This window comes from Nitrosospira sp. TNL200, assembly GCF_055386305.1.
In genome coordinates, this window is sequence record NZ_AP041003.1 from 1,312,746 (window position 1) to 1,326,555 (window position 13,810).

Here is a 13,810-nt window from a genome sequence, read left to right on the forward strand (position 1 = left end):
GAGGACGATGAAAAAGGCGACGCGAAAGCTCCCGGACTCTGCGCGCGTTGAGGAAGCGGAAAAGCAAATTATGGAATATTCACGTACCGTGAAGTTCACGGTGACGGAGTATTCCTTTGAGTTTATTGTTCAGAAGTTGAATTCCGATCGATATTATGTGCCGGGCTATCAGCGGGAGTTGGTATGGAGTCCTACTAAGCAGTCGAAGTTTATTGAGTCTGTTTTTATGGGTCTGCCGATCCCATTTGTCTTTTTTTGGCAAGACAAGGATGGCCGTATGGAAATTGTAGATGGCTCGCAGCGTTTGCGTACCATCAGGGATTTTATGGCGAACAAATTTGCCTTGCGGGATTTAGAGTCAATTCCGGCGGCAAACGGGTCGCGCTATATGGATTTTTTAGTATCGCGACAGCTTAAATTTGCGGAAACTGCCATCCGGGTAATCATTCTCGACAACACTACCGATGCGGAGACGCGAACCGAAATGTTTGCACGCATCAATACGGGTGGCACGACGGCGAACGATGCAGAGATCCGTCGAGGTAGCCTCCCTGGTCATTTCATGAATCTGATCGTTGATCTCGCGGTTGAGCCGGAGTTCATTAAATTGACTCCGATCAGTCAGCCGCTCATCGACAAGCGTGAACGCGAAGAACTGGTGACACGTTTCTTTGCATATCTTAATAGTTTCGATTCCGCTTTGGCAAATGGTGATGGCGATATATCGAATTACAAGGAAGAGCCTCGCCGGTTCTATTTTTCGTTCGTCAAGGAAATGAATGAACGGACTGCTTCAGAGATTGAACAGACCAGCGTTTCTCCGACCATTGATGCAATGAAGGTGGAATTCGAGAAGGTACTTTCCTTCGTGGAAAAGATATCGCCTCATGGGTTTACGAAATCGGAGACAGGCAACCAAGTTCCGCGCGTCAGATTCGAAGCGATTGCGGTTGGCTCTGCCCTCGCACTGCGGGCCGATCCGACCCTTTTCGAACGCGCGCCTGATATCACCCCGCTTTTGGATTCTAGCAAATTTGCAGCGGCGACGAAATCTGATGCTGCCAATGTGAAGAGCAAGCTGTTGGGGCGAATAAAATTGGTGCGAGACTGGTTGCTGCAGCAATGAAAGACATTTTAGCCTACCTCGCAGATCGGGAATCTGAATTCGCTCGTCACCTTTCTGTAGCGCGCTTGCTTGAGGCTCGCGTTGACGAAGCCGTGGATGAAAAGGATACTCAAGTCGAGATTAGGCACGTCAATACCTTAAAGTCCGGCTTACTCATACACTTATACAATATCGTGGAAGCTGTTGCTACACGAACTATGGTGGTGGTTGGCAAAACAGTCGTAACGGAGCAGCCGAAGCGGTGGACTGAAGCCGTACTGAAGGAATGGGTACGCGCTGCGATATGGGGTGGTGAGGAACGTGTTGGCGAAGGAGCCATTACGCGGCTGACGCGTGTGAGCGGGGTATTGGTATCCGGCGAAGCTCTAGATGCTTTCGTCGTTAAAGGCGAACCTGGAAGTTGGGATGATGAAGCGATCAAAAAGGTAGCGGAACGTCTCGGATGCAAACTCGTTTTGTCGGATGAGATCAAGCGTGCGGCGTATGAGCGCATATATCGGGACGAGACGACTGCTCTGAAGTATTTATCACGCCGAAGAAACGATATCGCCCACGGACAAACTACTTTTGAAGAAGGTGCACATGATCTGACGTTGGATGAGCTTTCTAAGCTAGCCGACAGGGTTCTGCCTTTCCTGAAGGCGGTGACCGAATCATATGAGGCGTTTCTAAGTAATAAGGAATACCTCACGGCCGAAGAGTTGGCGGCATGAGCGGCGCCGAAAGCCAAATCGTAGCGATTGACCTCTTTTGCGGTGTTGGAGGACTGACTCACGGATTGATGAGGGCAGGCATCAAGATCCAGCTCGGCGTCGATCTCGACCCTGCCTGTCGTTTTCCGATGGAAGCCAATAATGCTGCAAAGTTTCTCGAAGCAGATATTGGCAAACTCATGCCATCTGATATTCAAAAAGTATTTAATGGCTCGAAGATCACTTTGCTTGCAGGTTGCGCCCCGTGCCAGCCGTTTTCATCCTATGCCCAGTCCGCTAAACACGAGGAGCCGCACGAAGATTGGGAACTTCTTTCATCGTTTTCCAAGCTCGTCCTAGCCGTTCGTCCTACGCTGGTAACGATGGAAAATGTCCCGCCACTTTGTAAGCAGCAAATTTTCAAGGATTTTGTCGCCGATCTAGAGGGTGCAGGTTACAATATCGACTTCAGGGTAGTAGACGGCCGTGATATCGGTTTGCCACAAAGGCGGCAGCGCCTTGTCCTCGTGGCTTCCCTGCTCGGCCCAATCTCAATTCCCGACGCGGAGAAGCCGCCAGTTACGGTAAGAGATGTAATTGGGGATTTGCCGGCGCTCGTAGCGGGTGCTTCGGATCCGAGCGACCCTCTTCATGCGTCGGCATCTCTCAGTGACTTGAATCTCGCTCGTATGCGTCACTCGAAGCCGGGAGGAACGTGGAGGGATTGGCCGAAGGAACTCGTTTCGGCTTGTCATGCGCGCGATACCGGATCAACCTATCCATCGGTTTATGGGCGAATGGAGTGGGATAAGCCCGCACCCACCATGACGACACAATGCTACGGGTTCGGAAATGGCAGGTTCGGTCATCCGCAGCAAGATCGCGCAATCAGCTTGCGAGAAGCTGCAATGATTCAAAGCTTCCCGAAGGACTACGCCTTCGTTCCTGAAGGTGCGCCCATAAGTTTTAGTACGCTTGGAAGGATGATCGGAAACGCGGTGCCGGTTCTTTTGGGCGAGTATATTGGCGAGATATTGGTCGAGCATGTGAAAACTCACGGCGAAATCTAGTGATCAATGATCCGCCGATTGAACCGAAACGATCGGCTCTCATGGGCCGAATCGGACCAAGGGACACCAAACCGGAAATAACTGTTCGCAGGGTTCTGCATGCCTTGGGATATCGCTTTCGTCTGCAAGCAAAGGAGCTTCCAGGTCGGCCGGATATCGTTTTTCGTCCGCGGCGGAAAGCGATCTTTGTCCATGGATGTTTTTGGCACCGGCATCTGGGCTGTCGACAAACCACCACCCCTAAGACGCGTAATGAGTTTTGGGATGCGAAATTTTTGGTAAATCAGGCTCGGGATCAGAGGGTTCAAGACGAGATTAAAGATCTTGGATGGGACTATTTGGTTGTCTGGGAGTGCGAAACTAGAAATTCTGAAACACTTTCTGAGAAATTGAAGGCATTTCTTGATTTGTAGTAGTTCCGATTTAATCTGTTAGAGGAGCCAGTCAGCATATTCCATCAGGGACAGAGGCCTTGCCTCAAAGAAAGTCCGGATCTATGACTGCAGTCTTTACCTTCTTACCGTCATTGACTGAATGCTTGACAAACCGGGGCGACCATCTATGACAGTAGGGCCTTGCCAAAGGCGGGGTTACCCGGTTTGATAGAGGTTGCGAAATCTTTATCAATTGAGCGCGCAAGCGCAAAGGAGTAACCCCATCAGTAGTTTTCAACAGAATGTTATCAAACACAAGGTAGGTTTGCTTATTAATCCGGCCCAAAAATACCAACGACCAATTTAGCTATAAGTTACTGATTTCCATAAGGCTGATACAAGGATATTAAAGGGCCTCCTTGATAATCTGGCAGCCGAGCTTGGCAATGTATCGCGCGCCTGCAGGGTAATGGGCTTTTCCCACGATGCCTTTTATCGCTATCAATCGGCGATGGAATCAGGCGGACTCGATGCCCTGATCGATGCCAACCGGAAAAAGCCCAACCCCAGGAATGAGGTTGAAGAAGCGGCGGAGATGGCAGTGGCTGCATTTGCCATTGAGCAGCCTGCGTTCGGGCAGGTATGGGTATCCAACAAGCTGCGCAAAGGCGACATCTTCATTTCGCCCTCAGGAGTTCGTTCAGTCTGGCTGCGGCACGATCTGGAATCATTCAGGAAGCGGCTGGCAGCCCTGGAACGCCATGTTGCGCAAACCGGCGAAGTGCTGACCGAAGTGCAGGTTTGTGCCCTGGAGAAGAAGCAGGACGATGATGCGGCCCATGGCGAGATTGAAACCGCGCATCCAGGCTACCTTGGCAGCCAGGACACTTTCTATGTGGGAACGATCAAGGGTGTGGGCTGGATCTATCAGCAGACCTTCGTCGATGCCTACTCCAAGTGGGCGGCGGCCAAGCTCTATACGACCAAAACGCCGATCACGGCAGCCGATCTGCTCAATGATCAGGTATTGCCCTTCTTCGCAGGGCAAGGCATGGGCCTGATCCGTGTGTGACTGATCGCGGGACCGAGTATTGCGGAAAGCCAGAAACCCATGATTACCAGCTCTACCTGGCGATCAACGACATCGAGCATACCCGGACCAAAGCCAATCACCCGCAGACCAACGGCATCTGTGAGCGCTTCCACAAGACCATCCTGCAAGAGTTCTACCAGGTGGCGGGCCGCGCAAGATATACCGGGTCAATCGAGGAGTTGCAAATCGATCTGGATGACTGGTTGCGCTATTACAACGAGGCTCGCACCCATCAGGGCAGGATGTGTTGCGGCCGCACACCCATGCAAATATTGATTGACGCAAAGGAGGTTTGGAACGATAAAATCACATCACTGAACAGCCAAATCTGATCTGACACCGCACCAAGTCAAATTGGGTAACTGTCAGATGAAGTCTCAACTACTACAGTCGTGATGCGCTGGACCAAGTCTTGCGTTGTTGCCCGCTCTTCCGCATGCACACCGAGCATTCCGTCGCGTGCAGGAGTAGCCCGAACCGGGCTCCGTCAGCCCGAGCGAATTGCCGGGTTTCGCGGATTCTTTTTAACCTGAATCCGCCCTGTAGCGAACTCACCATTTAAGTGAACGTCGAATACCGTTGAAAGTCTTTATAGATCATAGCCTTAAACTGGAAGTGAGCGATCAACAGCTGGATTTGGGTTTAATGATCCATACATAAATAGGAGAGAACATTGTCGTCCTGCTCCAGCATTTCCTCCAGATGCGCCACGTTCTCTTCTTCCACGTCGATAAACGCCAGATCATGCTTGCCGTTGTAGCGCTGGACCGCATCCCGCCACGAGCCGTCGCAGGCAAGGGAGAGCGCGTTTACCGCAAACGACCCCTGATTATTGGCGAAGATGATTTTGTAGCTTCTGGTTGCTCTCATATTATTTCCTCTTGACTTGACTTGACTTGACTTGGCTTGGTTAATCGGATGCTGCACGATTCTTGCCCCTGCTTCCGGCATTGTTTCCTTCTCCAGCGCCCCAGGCTTGGTTGGCGTCCCCGAAAATAGGGTTCCCATAAAGGGTTCCCATAATTTAACGCATGCAGTGAGCCGGCTTGGGGGGTAGTTTATTTTCCTCGTTTCTCCATTTTCCGTAATGGTTTTTTTGGTTCTTTCCGGCCTAAGGTGGAGGCGAATGGTTACAATAACCACCCCCGGTCGCACTCGAACGAGCTTCCTGCCATATCGGTGAAATATTTCTGAGATTAACCCTCGTGCAGGGCACTACGTGAAAATAATTGAACGTTATATCGCTCGTGAGTTGTTAAGGCCGTTCATGGTGGTAAGCGTCACTTTCATGGGTCTGTATGGAAGTTTCATCAGTGCCCGTTTGTTGGCCGAAGGAGTGACGAATACGCTCGGCGTCGTCGTCATGGTAAAGCTGCTGCTGCTCAAGACGCTCATCGCTCTCGAAGTGGTGATGCCCATCGCCATCTATATCGCCATCGTCATGGCGTTGAGCAGGTTGCATCGGGACCAGGAAATCATCGTATTGCGCTCCGCTGGGGTCAGCGAGAAGCGCCTGATATATGCCGTGCTTCTGATCGTCATCCCCGTGGGGATCGTCAGCGGAGTGCTGTCGATCTATGTGCGTCCATGGGCCTACAAGGAAAGCTATAGCCTGAACTCCCAGGCCGAGGGAGAGTTGAATACGGACCGGTTCCAGGCCGGACGTTTCTATGGCAGCGAGGGTAGCGGCAGGGTGATCTATATCGAATCGAAGTCGAAGGGTGATCCCGCCAAACAGATGGAGGGCGTATTCCACTATATGAGAAAATCCGACAGGAGCGAGATCATCGTTGCCAAGGAGGCTCGTCAGCAGCCGCCCGTAGTGGACCAGCGGCCCCAGATCCATCTTTACGATGGCTATATCTACCAGCTCATGAGCTCGCCCGGCGAAAAAGACACCATCGTGAAGTTTGAAAAACTGATCTATTTCACCGATAACAAGGTGGTTGCGGAAATCAATCGCAAAGCAACGACTACCGCGGCATTATCGCTATCGGACCGGCCAAAGGATATCGCCGAGTTCCAATGGCGGCTTTCGCGTCCGGTGGCTACTATCCTGCTGGCCCTGATCGCCGTTCCGCTAAGTCGCGTTTCCCCGCGCCAGGACAAGAGTACCAGGACCTATCTGGTCGCTGCCGGCGTTTCTTCCCTCTATTATGCTCTGAGCGTGCTGGCGCAGAACTGGGTTTTGCGCGGCGACGTGGGGCGTGTCCCGGGTCTCTGGTGGCTGCATGGCCTCATGCTCATCATCGTGCTTTTCCTGCTGCTCCCCCGGACGGGGCGGTTGAAGCGCGCGGCCGATCCCGTGGGCATCTGATCTGAAAGAGCATCTGAAAGCCCGGAAGGCGGCGACGACGCAGCAACGTCGAGATGCGGAGGACGCACGGGCGGTATCGTGGTACCGATGCCGCTTCGCCATTGAATATCCTATCCGTGTCACCTGGCAGCGAGGGGAGTAGGCTGCCCTGTTCAGGTGGCAGCAGGATGAGCGCCATTCTCCAGGATGCTCGGATATCGCACCCGTTCCGCCTTGCCTTTCGAGAGCGCATATATCGTGTCAGCCGCGTTGATGAGCGCAGGCTGGTGCGATACGGCGATGACGGTAAGATTCTTCGCCAGCTCCTGCAAGGTTTCGCAAACTATTCGCTCGCTTTCCGGATCCAGCGAGCTTGTCGGCTCGTCGAGAAGTAAAAACTGGGGTTGGTGGGCCAGTGCCCTGGCGATTGCGATGCGTTGGCGCTGGCCACCGGAAAGAAGGCCGCCGCGTTCGCCGACGATTGTATGCAATCCGTCAGGGAGCGCGTTGACGAAATCCCATGCGCCAGCCTGCCGCAGGGCTCTTTCGGCATCGGCATATCCCAGGGCCGGAGCACCCACGAGGATATTGCTGAGAATGGTGTCGTGCAGCAATATCGTTTCCTGCGATACGTAGCCTATCATGTGCCGCCAGTCGCGCGGATGAATTTCACGCATCGAAATACCATCAATGAAAATCTCGCCGGATTTAGGCTCGGCGAGACCGCACAGTAAATCCAGCAGCGTGCTTTTGCCAACGCCCGAGCTTCCGGAAATCGTGGTGAACGATCGCACCGGTATTTCAAGGTCCAGGCCCTTGAATATCGTTTTGGTTCCGTAATCGAAGTGGATATGCCGCAGGCTGATCCCGCTTTTCAGCGTAGGCCGGCGGGAGCCGGTGTTTCGTTCAGCCGCCGCGCGTGCTTCTTCGATCGATGTTCGCAAGGCCCAGTACGCGCTTTCCTGTGCTGTCAGTTGCTGGTACCGCCGCTGTATCTTGTTGAGCAACCCAAGCATGCGCACCAGCAAAAATGCAATGACCATTACTGAGGGAAGGGTAAGTTCCCACATCACCAGCGCTATATACAATCCCGAAGCCATCAGGATGGCGAGAATGGGTTCCTGCAGCGCCAAGAGCGCTTCCCTGCTCATGACCTCGCGCCGGGTGGCTTTTTCGAGCTGCTTGGTCTGGTCCCGCAGAATCGCGTCGGCGACATTGTCGCGTGCCATGGCCTTGAGCGATTTGACCGAGCCAAGAATATCGGAAAGATAGGTCAGCAAATGGCGCAACAGGTGGGTCTGTTTCGCGCCAGCGCGGCGGGTGGCGCGTATCAGGCTGCTCAATATCTGCAGCATGAGGAAACCGACGGTAAAAGAGGAAAGGGTCGCCTCCCAGGAAATGAACATGGCAACCGTTCCATAAACCAGCGCCTGTACCGACAACGCAAGTACGGTGGCGCAATGCTCATACCCATTGGCGGCCCGATTGGCTTCAGTGGCAATGGAATTGGCGAGCGACCCCATGGGCTGGCGCAAATAATATTGCCACCGGCTTGCCAGAAGCGCCCCGATGAGTTCGAGGCGCAGCGAGGTCGCAACATGCGCGACGGTGTAGCCAACCTGCCTGTTCGCCACCAGCAGTATGATGCTTTTCAGGATCATGCCGCCCACGATTACCAACAGCATGGCGCCGATCGTGGGTTCAATGCCTACGTCATTAAGTACTTTCACGATTTGCCGCCCGATATCGGAGTCTTCGGGGCTGCCGACGGCAACCGAAAGCAATGGAAGCAAGGCCGTGAGGCTGAGTCCTTCGGCGACGCCTGCCGCCAGCAGGGCGATCAGCACATAAGCGGTACGCCGGGGATAGAGCATGCAATAGGTGATCAGAGTTCGCATGACCGGAATTTCTGGAATTATCCCCGCCAATCATATCTCAAAATCAGGCATAGTTCTTAAAGAACACCGATTTTATCGGCATATACAACCCGTGGAAGACTTGTCCAGGGGGCTTCTTGAGTGCCCGATTATTCTCGAAGGCGGGAAAAATGGGAATTCATTATCCTGCTGGCTAATGAAGCCGAATGGAGGATAGTGGTTATGCAAACAGGATAGATGCCAGACGCTCTGGATAATCCGGCTTGCCTGATAAATGACGAGGGAAGAACGTACAAGGGCCTGGTCAACACTTGTTTTGCGCCCCACGACCCAGGATGGTAGCGGATTTCAGCCGAAACAAGGCACGAGCTGCGCAGCAGAGCAAGCTCTGTAAGCGGTGAGTAACGATGGGTTGGGTGAAATTCCGTCCCATCCCTCCGGATTGCGCACAAAAAACGTGGGCGCGAAACAAATGTTAACAGGCCCAAGTTTTCATGCACGTTTTAAACCCTGGATTCCTGAAATGATGTGAGACCGGTATGCGGCATTCGTTGAGCATTGGCTAATCATCACGTTGCGCGGTATAGATGAGCACTAAAAGGATGCATGCGACAAAACGGAATGCCGACTCCTGTCCATTCCATTCGGGCGACTGCCACATGCAGAACCATTCTCCGCCCACTACCATGAATCCAAAAAACCACAGGGCGAAGCCGACGGTCAGCCCCAGTATGGATAGCGACTTCGAGCGGTTGAAGATCTGCGCATCACTCCCGACCTGTTGGAGCAGTCGCACTGCGCCTACAAGACAGAATATGGCAGTGGCAAATTCCGAACAAATGATGATGACATAGAATAGCGCGTGTAGCGCGGGTTCGGCGATTGCCCGGTATTTCAAGGCATTTCCCGGGTAAACCGTATCCATCGACATGACATGCTGGACGAATCGGAAATTGGATTCGTAGTCGAGAACATTGCTGATTGCCACCAGCAGGGCCAGGCAGCCGATGCCGGCTACCAGAATAATCTTGCTTGCCCGGATCAATAGACATTTTTCCATGTTTTCAGCCTGCTCGGGGAGAGGTGTCCACTCCCGCTTCCCTGAGAAGGCGGGAACTGATCAGTAGGATTTTTTCTTCTAATCAGTTTTGCGGATACCTCTGATGTTGAGGGCGGCCAGCGCAAACTGGAGTACGATAACCGCGAGTGCATGGGCATGCCATCCCCATGCCACCCATAAGGTGTTGCTGAGGAGAGAAAGCAGGAATCCCGCATGGCGCATGTGCTTGGTCGGAAACGTCAGTAGCCATACCGAGAGGATATTCACCAGCATTGCGGGCCACTGCAGCAGAGACAGATCATCCATGGAAGGTTTGCTCCATAATAGTCGGGTAGCCGGGGTGGGGATCAAAAATTTTCGCGATCAAAAAAGTTGCTGCGTCCGGCCTAACCGGCTCATGCCTCCGCTCATATCCCGCCGGATGATCAAGCCTCCTGAGTATACGGATCAGCTTTGGCTCAATCTGTGTGCAATCGAACATACAGCGGCCGCAGCCAATCCTAGACTGTCCAAACAAGACAAACACTTATACGGTTTTTTCCACTTTGCCACATCAGCCGGCTAGCCGACCAGCCGGAGAGAGGCGGAAGGCCGCGCATATCAGGACAGGAGCCATCATGACTACCGTAAGCAGCCGATCACTATGGAAGGGAGCGATCAGTTTTGGCTTGGTGCATATACCCGTTGCGCTCCACGCAGCCACTGTGGAAGGCGGCTTGAATTTCGACTGGCTGGACAAACGGACCATGGATCCGGTGGGCTACAGGCGCATCAACAAAAAAACGGGCAAGGAAATCGACAAGGAGAATATCGTCAAGGGTATCGAATATGAGGACAGAAAGTACGTCGTCCTGAGCCAAGAGGAGATTGCTGCGGCATATCCCAAAACGACGCAGACGATAGAAATAGAGATGTTCGTCCCCGCGACTGCCATTCCTTTAATTTATCTGGAGCGGCCTTATTATATCGTTCCGATCAACAAGGGCGGCAAGGTTTACGCACTCCTGCGAGAAGCGCTTCTCAATACGAAGCGCATAGGCGTAGCGCGAGTGGTTATCCAGACCAAGCAGCATCTTGCCGCGCTGGTACCATCGGGTCCCATGCTCGTTCTGAATCTTTTGCGCTGGGCGGATGAGATCCGCACCTGGAAAAATCTAAGCTTCCCGGCGGAAGGAATGGAGGAAGCAGGCATCACCGAGAAGGAACTGAAGATGGCTGAGCAGTTGGTGACCGATATGAGTGGAAAGTGGCAGCCGGAACAATTCCAGGATTCTTTCAAGGATGAGATCATGAAGCTGGTAAACCAGAAGGTCAAAACCGGCGACATCCAGTCCGTGGTTCAGCCCGATGAGGGGGAATCCCCACGCGGAGCGCAGATCCTTGATCTTACCGAATTGTTGCAGCGCAGCTTGAAAAGCAGAGAAACCGAGGGAGGCCAGAAAAGAACATCTGACAAAGCCCCGTCAAAGCCGCACTCGGGTAACGCTACGGACGCGGGGAGTGGCAGACATGATGGCAGCCATAAGCGCCGCGCGTGATGTAAAAGGAGCATATGTCCAAGGCAGATCTTCTTAAGACCTACAGGGCCAGGCGCGATTTCTCCAAGACGACGGAGCCAAGCGGAGAAGATCAAGGCGAAAGCAAGAGCCGACATGAACGGGTCTTCGTCATCCAGAAGCATTGGGCTACCCGCTTGCATTACGACTTCAGGCTGGAGCTGGAAGGAGCAATGAAAAGCTGGGCGGTTCCCAAGGGGCCCAGTTTCGATCCCAACGACAAAAGGATGGCAGTCCATGTGGAAGACCATCCGATTTCGTACAACCGGTTCGAGGGCCAGATTCCAGCGGGACAGTATGGCGCGGGAAAGGTCATCATCTGGGACAAGGGCTACTGGATTCCCCTGGAAGACCCTCATAAAGGCTACCGTGACGGAAAGCTGAAGTTCGAGTTGCGCGGGCTGAAGCTCAAGGGTAAATGGACTCTGGTGCGCATGAAAAACAGGGAGGGAGAAAAACAGGAACCCTGGCTGCTCATCAAGGAAAAGGATGAGTATGTGCGCCTGGCGAGTGAATTCAGTGTAGTGGACGAAATGCCTGACAGCGTGAAGAATCGTGCATCTCAGGGAAACCTGGAATTGCGGGAAAATGACGACCCACGGTTAAAGCGAAATTCTTCGGGAATCGCGGAAGGAGCGGTTAAAGCCTCGCTGCCACTCACTCTGCAACCTGAACTGGCTACCCTGGTCGATGAGCCGCCGGGAAATCCGGCAAACTGGGTTTACGAGATCAAGTTCGACGGATATCGCATGCTGGCCAGGAAAACGGACGCCGAGGTTCGTCTCATTACCCGCAACGGAAACGACTGGTCCCATAAGTTGCCGCACCTGGTGAAGGCGATAAGCAAAATGAAACTGAAGTCCGGATGGCTGGATGGCGAAATCACGATGTTGAATGATAGCGGCATACCAGATTTCCAGGACTTGCAGAACGCCTTCGATAGCGAAAAAACACGGGATATCGTCTACTATCTTTTCGATATGCCATTTGGCGACGGCTATGATCTGCGGTCCGTGCCTTTGATCGAACGAAGAGCGCTGCTCAGACAACTGTTCGAAAAAACTGTTTCTGACGACGTGCGTTTCAGCGATGTTTTCGAGGCGCCGCCTGAGGATATCGTCGCCTCGGCATGCCGCCTTGGACTGGAAGGCGTCATCGGCAAACGCAAGAATTCCACCTATGTTTCGCGGCGGTCGGAGGACTGGATAAAGCTGAAATGCAGCCAGCGGCAGGAATTCGTCATCGGAGGATATACCGATCCAAAGGGCTCGAGAACCGGTATAGGTTCTCTCTTGCTGGGTTTTTACGATGAAGAGAAAAAACTCCGGTATGCCGGCAATGTAGGGACCGGGTTCAGCGACAATGCGCTACGCGACTTGAAGGAAAAGCTGGGCAAGATTGCGGTCGACCGGAGCCCTTTCGACATGGCAGCCGGGATCGACAGGAAGGCGCATTGGGTAAAGCCAGCGCTCGTGGCCGAAATTTCCTTTGGCGAATGGAAGCGGCACGGGCATATCCGGCACTCGGTTTTTCAAGGTTTGAGGATAGACAAGAAACCGGCCGCGGTGAGCCGCGAAAAGGCGGTACATCCGCCGCCAGGCAATTCCTCAGCCGCAGGGACCGCAGCGCAGGCCGCAAGACCGAAAGGAGCATCAGCGATTCCTTCATCATTGAAAGTGACCCATCCCGAGCGGGTCGTGGACCCCTCCGGCGGTACGACCAAGATCGAAGTTGTCCGCTACTATGCACTGGTTGCCCCTTTGATGCTGGATCATCTCAAGGGAAGGCCGGTTTCGCTCGTGCGCGCGCCGGATGGCATTTCCGGCCAGCTGTTTTTTCAGAAGCATTGGGAAAAGGAGCATATCGACGGCGTCAATCAACTCGATCCAGATCTTGATCCAGGCCATCAACCCCTGCTTGAGATTGCAGCCCCGGCAGGGCTATTAGGGGCAGTGCAAATGAACGTGCTGGAATTTCATACCTGGAATGCAAAAAAAGATCTGATCGATAAACCCGACAGAATGACTTTCGACCTGGATCCGGGGGAAGGGGTCGAGTGGGAGCGCATCCGGGAGTCCGCGCAGCTAGTCCGCATATTCCTGAAGCAGCTCGAACTGGAGTCCTTTCTCAAGACCAGCGGCGGAAAAGGGCTGCACGTCGTGGTGCCGATAAAAAGGCTGAACGGCTGGGATAGCGTGAAAGACTTTTCCCAAGTCATCGTTCGGCATCTGGCTGAAACCATTCCCCAGCATTTCGTGGCAAAAAGCGGACCGCGCAATCGCGTCGGAAAGATTTTCATCGATTACCTCCGCAATGGATTCGGGGCTACTACAGTAGCGGCCTGGTCGATTCGCGCGCGGCCTGGGTTGGGGGTTTCGGTGCCTCTGGCCTGGGAAGAGCTGGGATCACTTACGAGCGGCGCGCGCTGGTCTGTTTCCAATATACATGAGCGGCTGGACAAGGGTAATGAACCATGGCGGGAGTATGAATCCCTCAAGCAGTCCATATCGCCCGCCATGAAAATTCTCGGATTCAAGCCGGGGAAATAAAAGACGACGCTGGAGTGCTCGTTCAGCCTGATGCATGTCGAGATCAGGAATCGATAGTCCCGCAATCTACCGGAATGCAACCGGAAATCGACAGTCGCGACTACTACAATTCATATC

11 protein-coding genes and 1 pseudogene are annotated in these 13,810 nt (G+C 53.4%); 8 read left to right on the forward strand and 4 right to left on the reverse strand.

Going from position 1 to position 13,810, the window contains the following annotated elements; all coding sequences use genetic code 11:
• Positions 1 to 7: 7 nt before the first annotated feature.
• The 5 genes and pseudogenes from ACZ5CE_RS05840 to ACZ5CE_RS05860 all read left to right on the forward strand — a co-directional run bounded on the left by ACZ5CE_RS05840 (position 8) and on the right by ACZ5CE_RS05860 (position 4,687).
• Positions 8 to 1,126 (forward strand): DUF262 domain-containing protein, encoded by a 1,119-nt coding sequence (locus ACZ5CE_RS05840; RefSeq protein WP_464576869.1) that lies wholly within the window; start codon positions 8 to 10, stop codon positions 1,124 to 1,126.
• Positions 1,123 to 1,839 carry an MAE_28990/MAE_18760 family HEPN-like nuclease gene (locus tag ACZ5CE_RS05845; protein WP_464576871.1) on the forward strand — a complete coding sequence of 239 codons (717 nt, stop codon included), beginning with the start codon at positions 1,123 to 1,125 and terminating at the stop codon, positions 1,837 to 1,839. Before ACZ5CE_RS05840 ends, ACZ5CE_RS05845 begins: the two co-directional genes overlap by 4 nt.
• On the forward strand, positions 1,836 to 2,888 hold the full coding sequence (locus ACZ5CE_RS05850; protein ID WP_464576873.1) for a DNA cytosine methyltransferase: 1,053 nt from the start codon (positions 1,836 to 1,838) through the stop codon (positions 2,886 to 2,888). Before ACZ5CE_RS05845 ends, ACZ5CE_RS05850 begins: the two co-directional genes overlap by 4 nt.
• A complete protein-coding gene (locus ACZ5CE_RS05855) occupies positions 2,888 to 3,301 on the forward strand; it encodes a very short patch repair endonuclease (RefSeq protein ID WP_464576875.1) in 414 nt (137 codons plus the stop codon). Before ACZ5CE_RS05850 ends, ACZ5CE_RS05855 begins: the two co-directional genes overlap by 1 nt.
• Before the next feature lie 364 nt (positions 3,302 to 3,665).
• Positions 3,666 to 4,687 (forward strand): annotated as a pseudogene (locus tag ACZ5CE_RS05860) (IS481 family transposase).
• Between the two features lie 310 nt (positions 4,688 to 4,997).
• On the opposite strand, the gene ACZ5CE_RS05865 reads toward ACZ5CE_RS05860, so the two are convergent.
• Positions 4,998 to 5,225: a hypothetical protein gene (locus ACZ5CE_RS05865; protein WP_464576877.1), complete on the reverse strand. Its 228-nt coding sequence runs from the start codon at positions 5,223 to 5,225 to the stop codon at positions 4,998 to 5,000.
• A gap of 349 nt (positions 5,226 to 5,574) precedes the next feature.
• Between ACZ5CE_RS05865 and lptF the strand changes: the two genes are divergently transcribed.
• Positions 5,575 to 6,672 (forward strand): LPS export ABC transporter permease LptF, encoded by a 1,098-nt coding sequence (lptF, locus tag ACZ5CE_RS05870; RefSeq protein ID WP_464576878.1) that lies wholly within the window; start codon positions 5,575 to 5,577, stop codon positions 6,670 to 6,672.
• Between the two features lie 152 nt (positions 6,673 to 6,824).
• On the opposite strand, the gene ACZ5CE_RS05875 is transcribed toward lptF, so the two are convergent.
• From ACZ5CE_RS05875 to ACZ5CE_RS05885, 3 genes are all read right to left on the reverse strand, one after another.
• Positions 6,825 to 8,549: an ABC transporter ATP-binding protein gene (locus ACZ5CE_RS05875; protein WP_464576880.1), complete on the reverse strand. Its 1,725-nt coding sequence runs from the start codon at positions 8,547 to 8,549 to the stop codon at positions 6,825 to 6,827.
• A gap of 541 nt (positions 8,550 to 9,090) precedes the next feature.
• A complete protein-coding gene (locus ACZ5CE_RS05880) occupies positions 9,091 to 9,588 on the reverse strand; it encodes a DUF2165 family protein (protein WP_464576881.1) in 498 nt (165 codons plus the stop codon).
• Positions 9,589 to 9,666: 78 nt separating this feature from the next.
• Positions 9,667 to 9,894, reverse strand: coding sequence for a hypothetical protein (locus ACZ5CE_RS05885; protein WP_464576883.1), 228 nt, complete (start codon positions 9,892 to 9,894; stop codon positions 9,667 to 9,669).
• Positions 9,895 to 10,205: 311 nt separating this feature from the next.
• Here ACZ5CE_RS05885 and ku point away from each other — a divergent pair, with 311 nt between their 5' ends.
• Entirely contained in the window at positions 10,206 to 11,126 is a 921-nt protein-coding gene (ku, locus tag ACZ5CE_RS05890) for a non-homologous end joining protein Ku (RefSeq protein ID WP_464576884.1), read from the forward strand.
• A gap of 14 nt (positions 11,127 to 11,140) precedes the next feature.
• A complete protein-coding gene (gene ligD / locus ACZ5CE_RS05895; RefSeq protein ID WP_464576885.1) occupies positions 11,141 to 13,693 on the forward strand; it encodes a DNA ligase D in 2,553 nt (850 codons plus the stop codon).
• Positions 13,694 to 13,810 lie beyond the last annotated feature (117 nt).

Excerpts from the sequence above, each read along its gene's own strand:
- ku (WP_464576884.1), top strand. The coding sequence starts at position 10,206 with ATGACTACCGTAAGCAGCCGATCACTATGGAAGGGAGCGATCAGTTTT.
- ACZ5CE_RS05885 (WP_464576883.1), bottom strand. The coding sequence starts at position 9,894 with ATGGATGATCTGTCTCTGCTGCAGTGGCCCGCAATGCTGGTGAATATC.
- ACZ5CE_RS05865 (WP_464576877.1), bottom strand. The coding sequence starts at position 5,225 with ATGAGAGCAACCAGAAGCTACAAAATCATCTTCGCCAATAATCAGGGG.
- ligD (WP_464576885.1), top strand. The coding sequence starts at position 11,141 with ATGTCCAAGGCAGATCTTCTTAAGACCTACAGGGCCAGGCGCGATTTC.
- ACZ5CE_RS05850 (WP_464576873.1), top strand. The coding sequence starts at position 1,836 with ATGAGCGGCGCCGAAAGCCAAATCGTAGCGATTGACCTCTTTTGCGGT.
- ACZ5CE_RS05875 (WP_464576880.1), bottom strand. The coding sequence starts at position 8,549 with ATGCGAACTCTGATCACCTATTGCATGCTCTATCCCCGGCGTACCGCT.
- ACZ5CE_RS05845 (WP_464576871.1), top strand. The coding sequence starts at position 1,123 with ATGAAAGACATTTTAGCCTACCTCGCAGATCGGGAATCTGAATTCGCT.
- ACZ5CE_RS05840 (WP_464576869.1), top strand. The coding sequence starts at position 8 with ATGAAAAAGGCGACGCGAAAGCTCCCGGACTCTGCGCGCGTTGAGGAA.
- ACZ5CE_RS05880 (WP_464576881.1), bottom strand. The coding sequence starts at position 9,588 with ATGGAAAAATGTCTATTGATCCGGGCAAGCAAGATTATTCTGGTAGCC.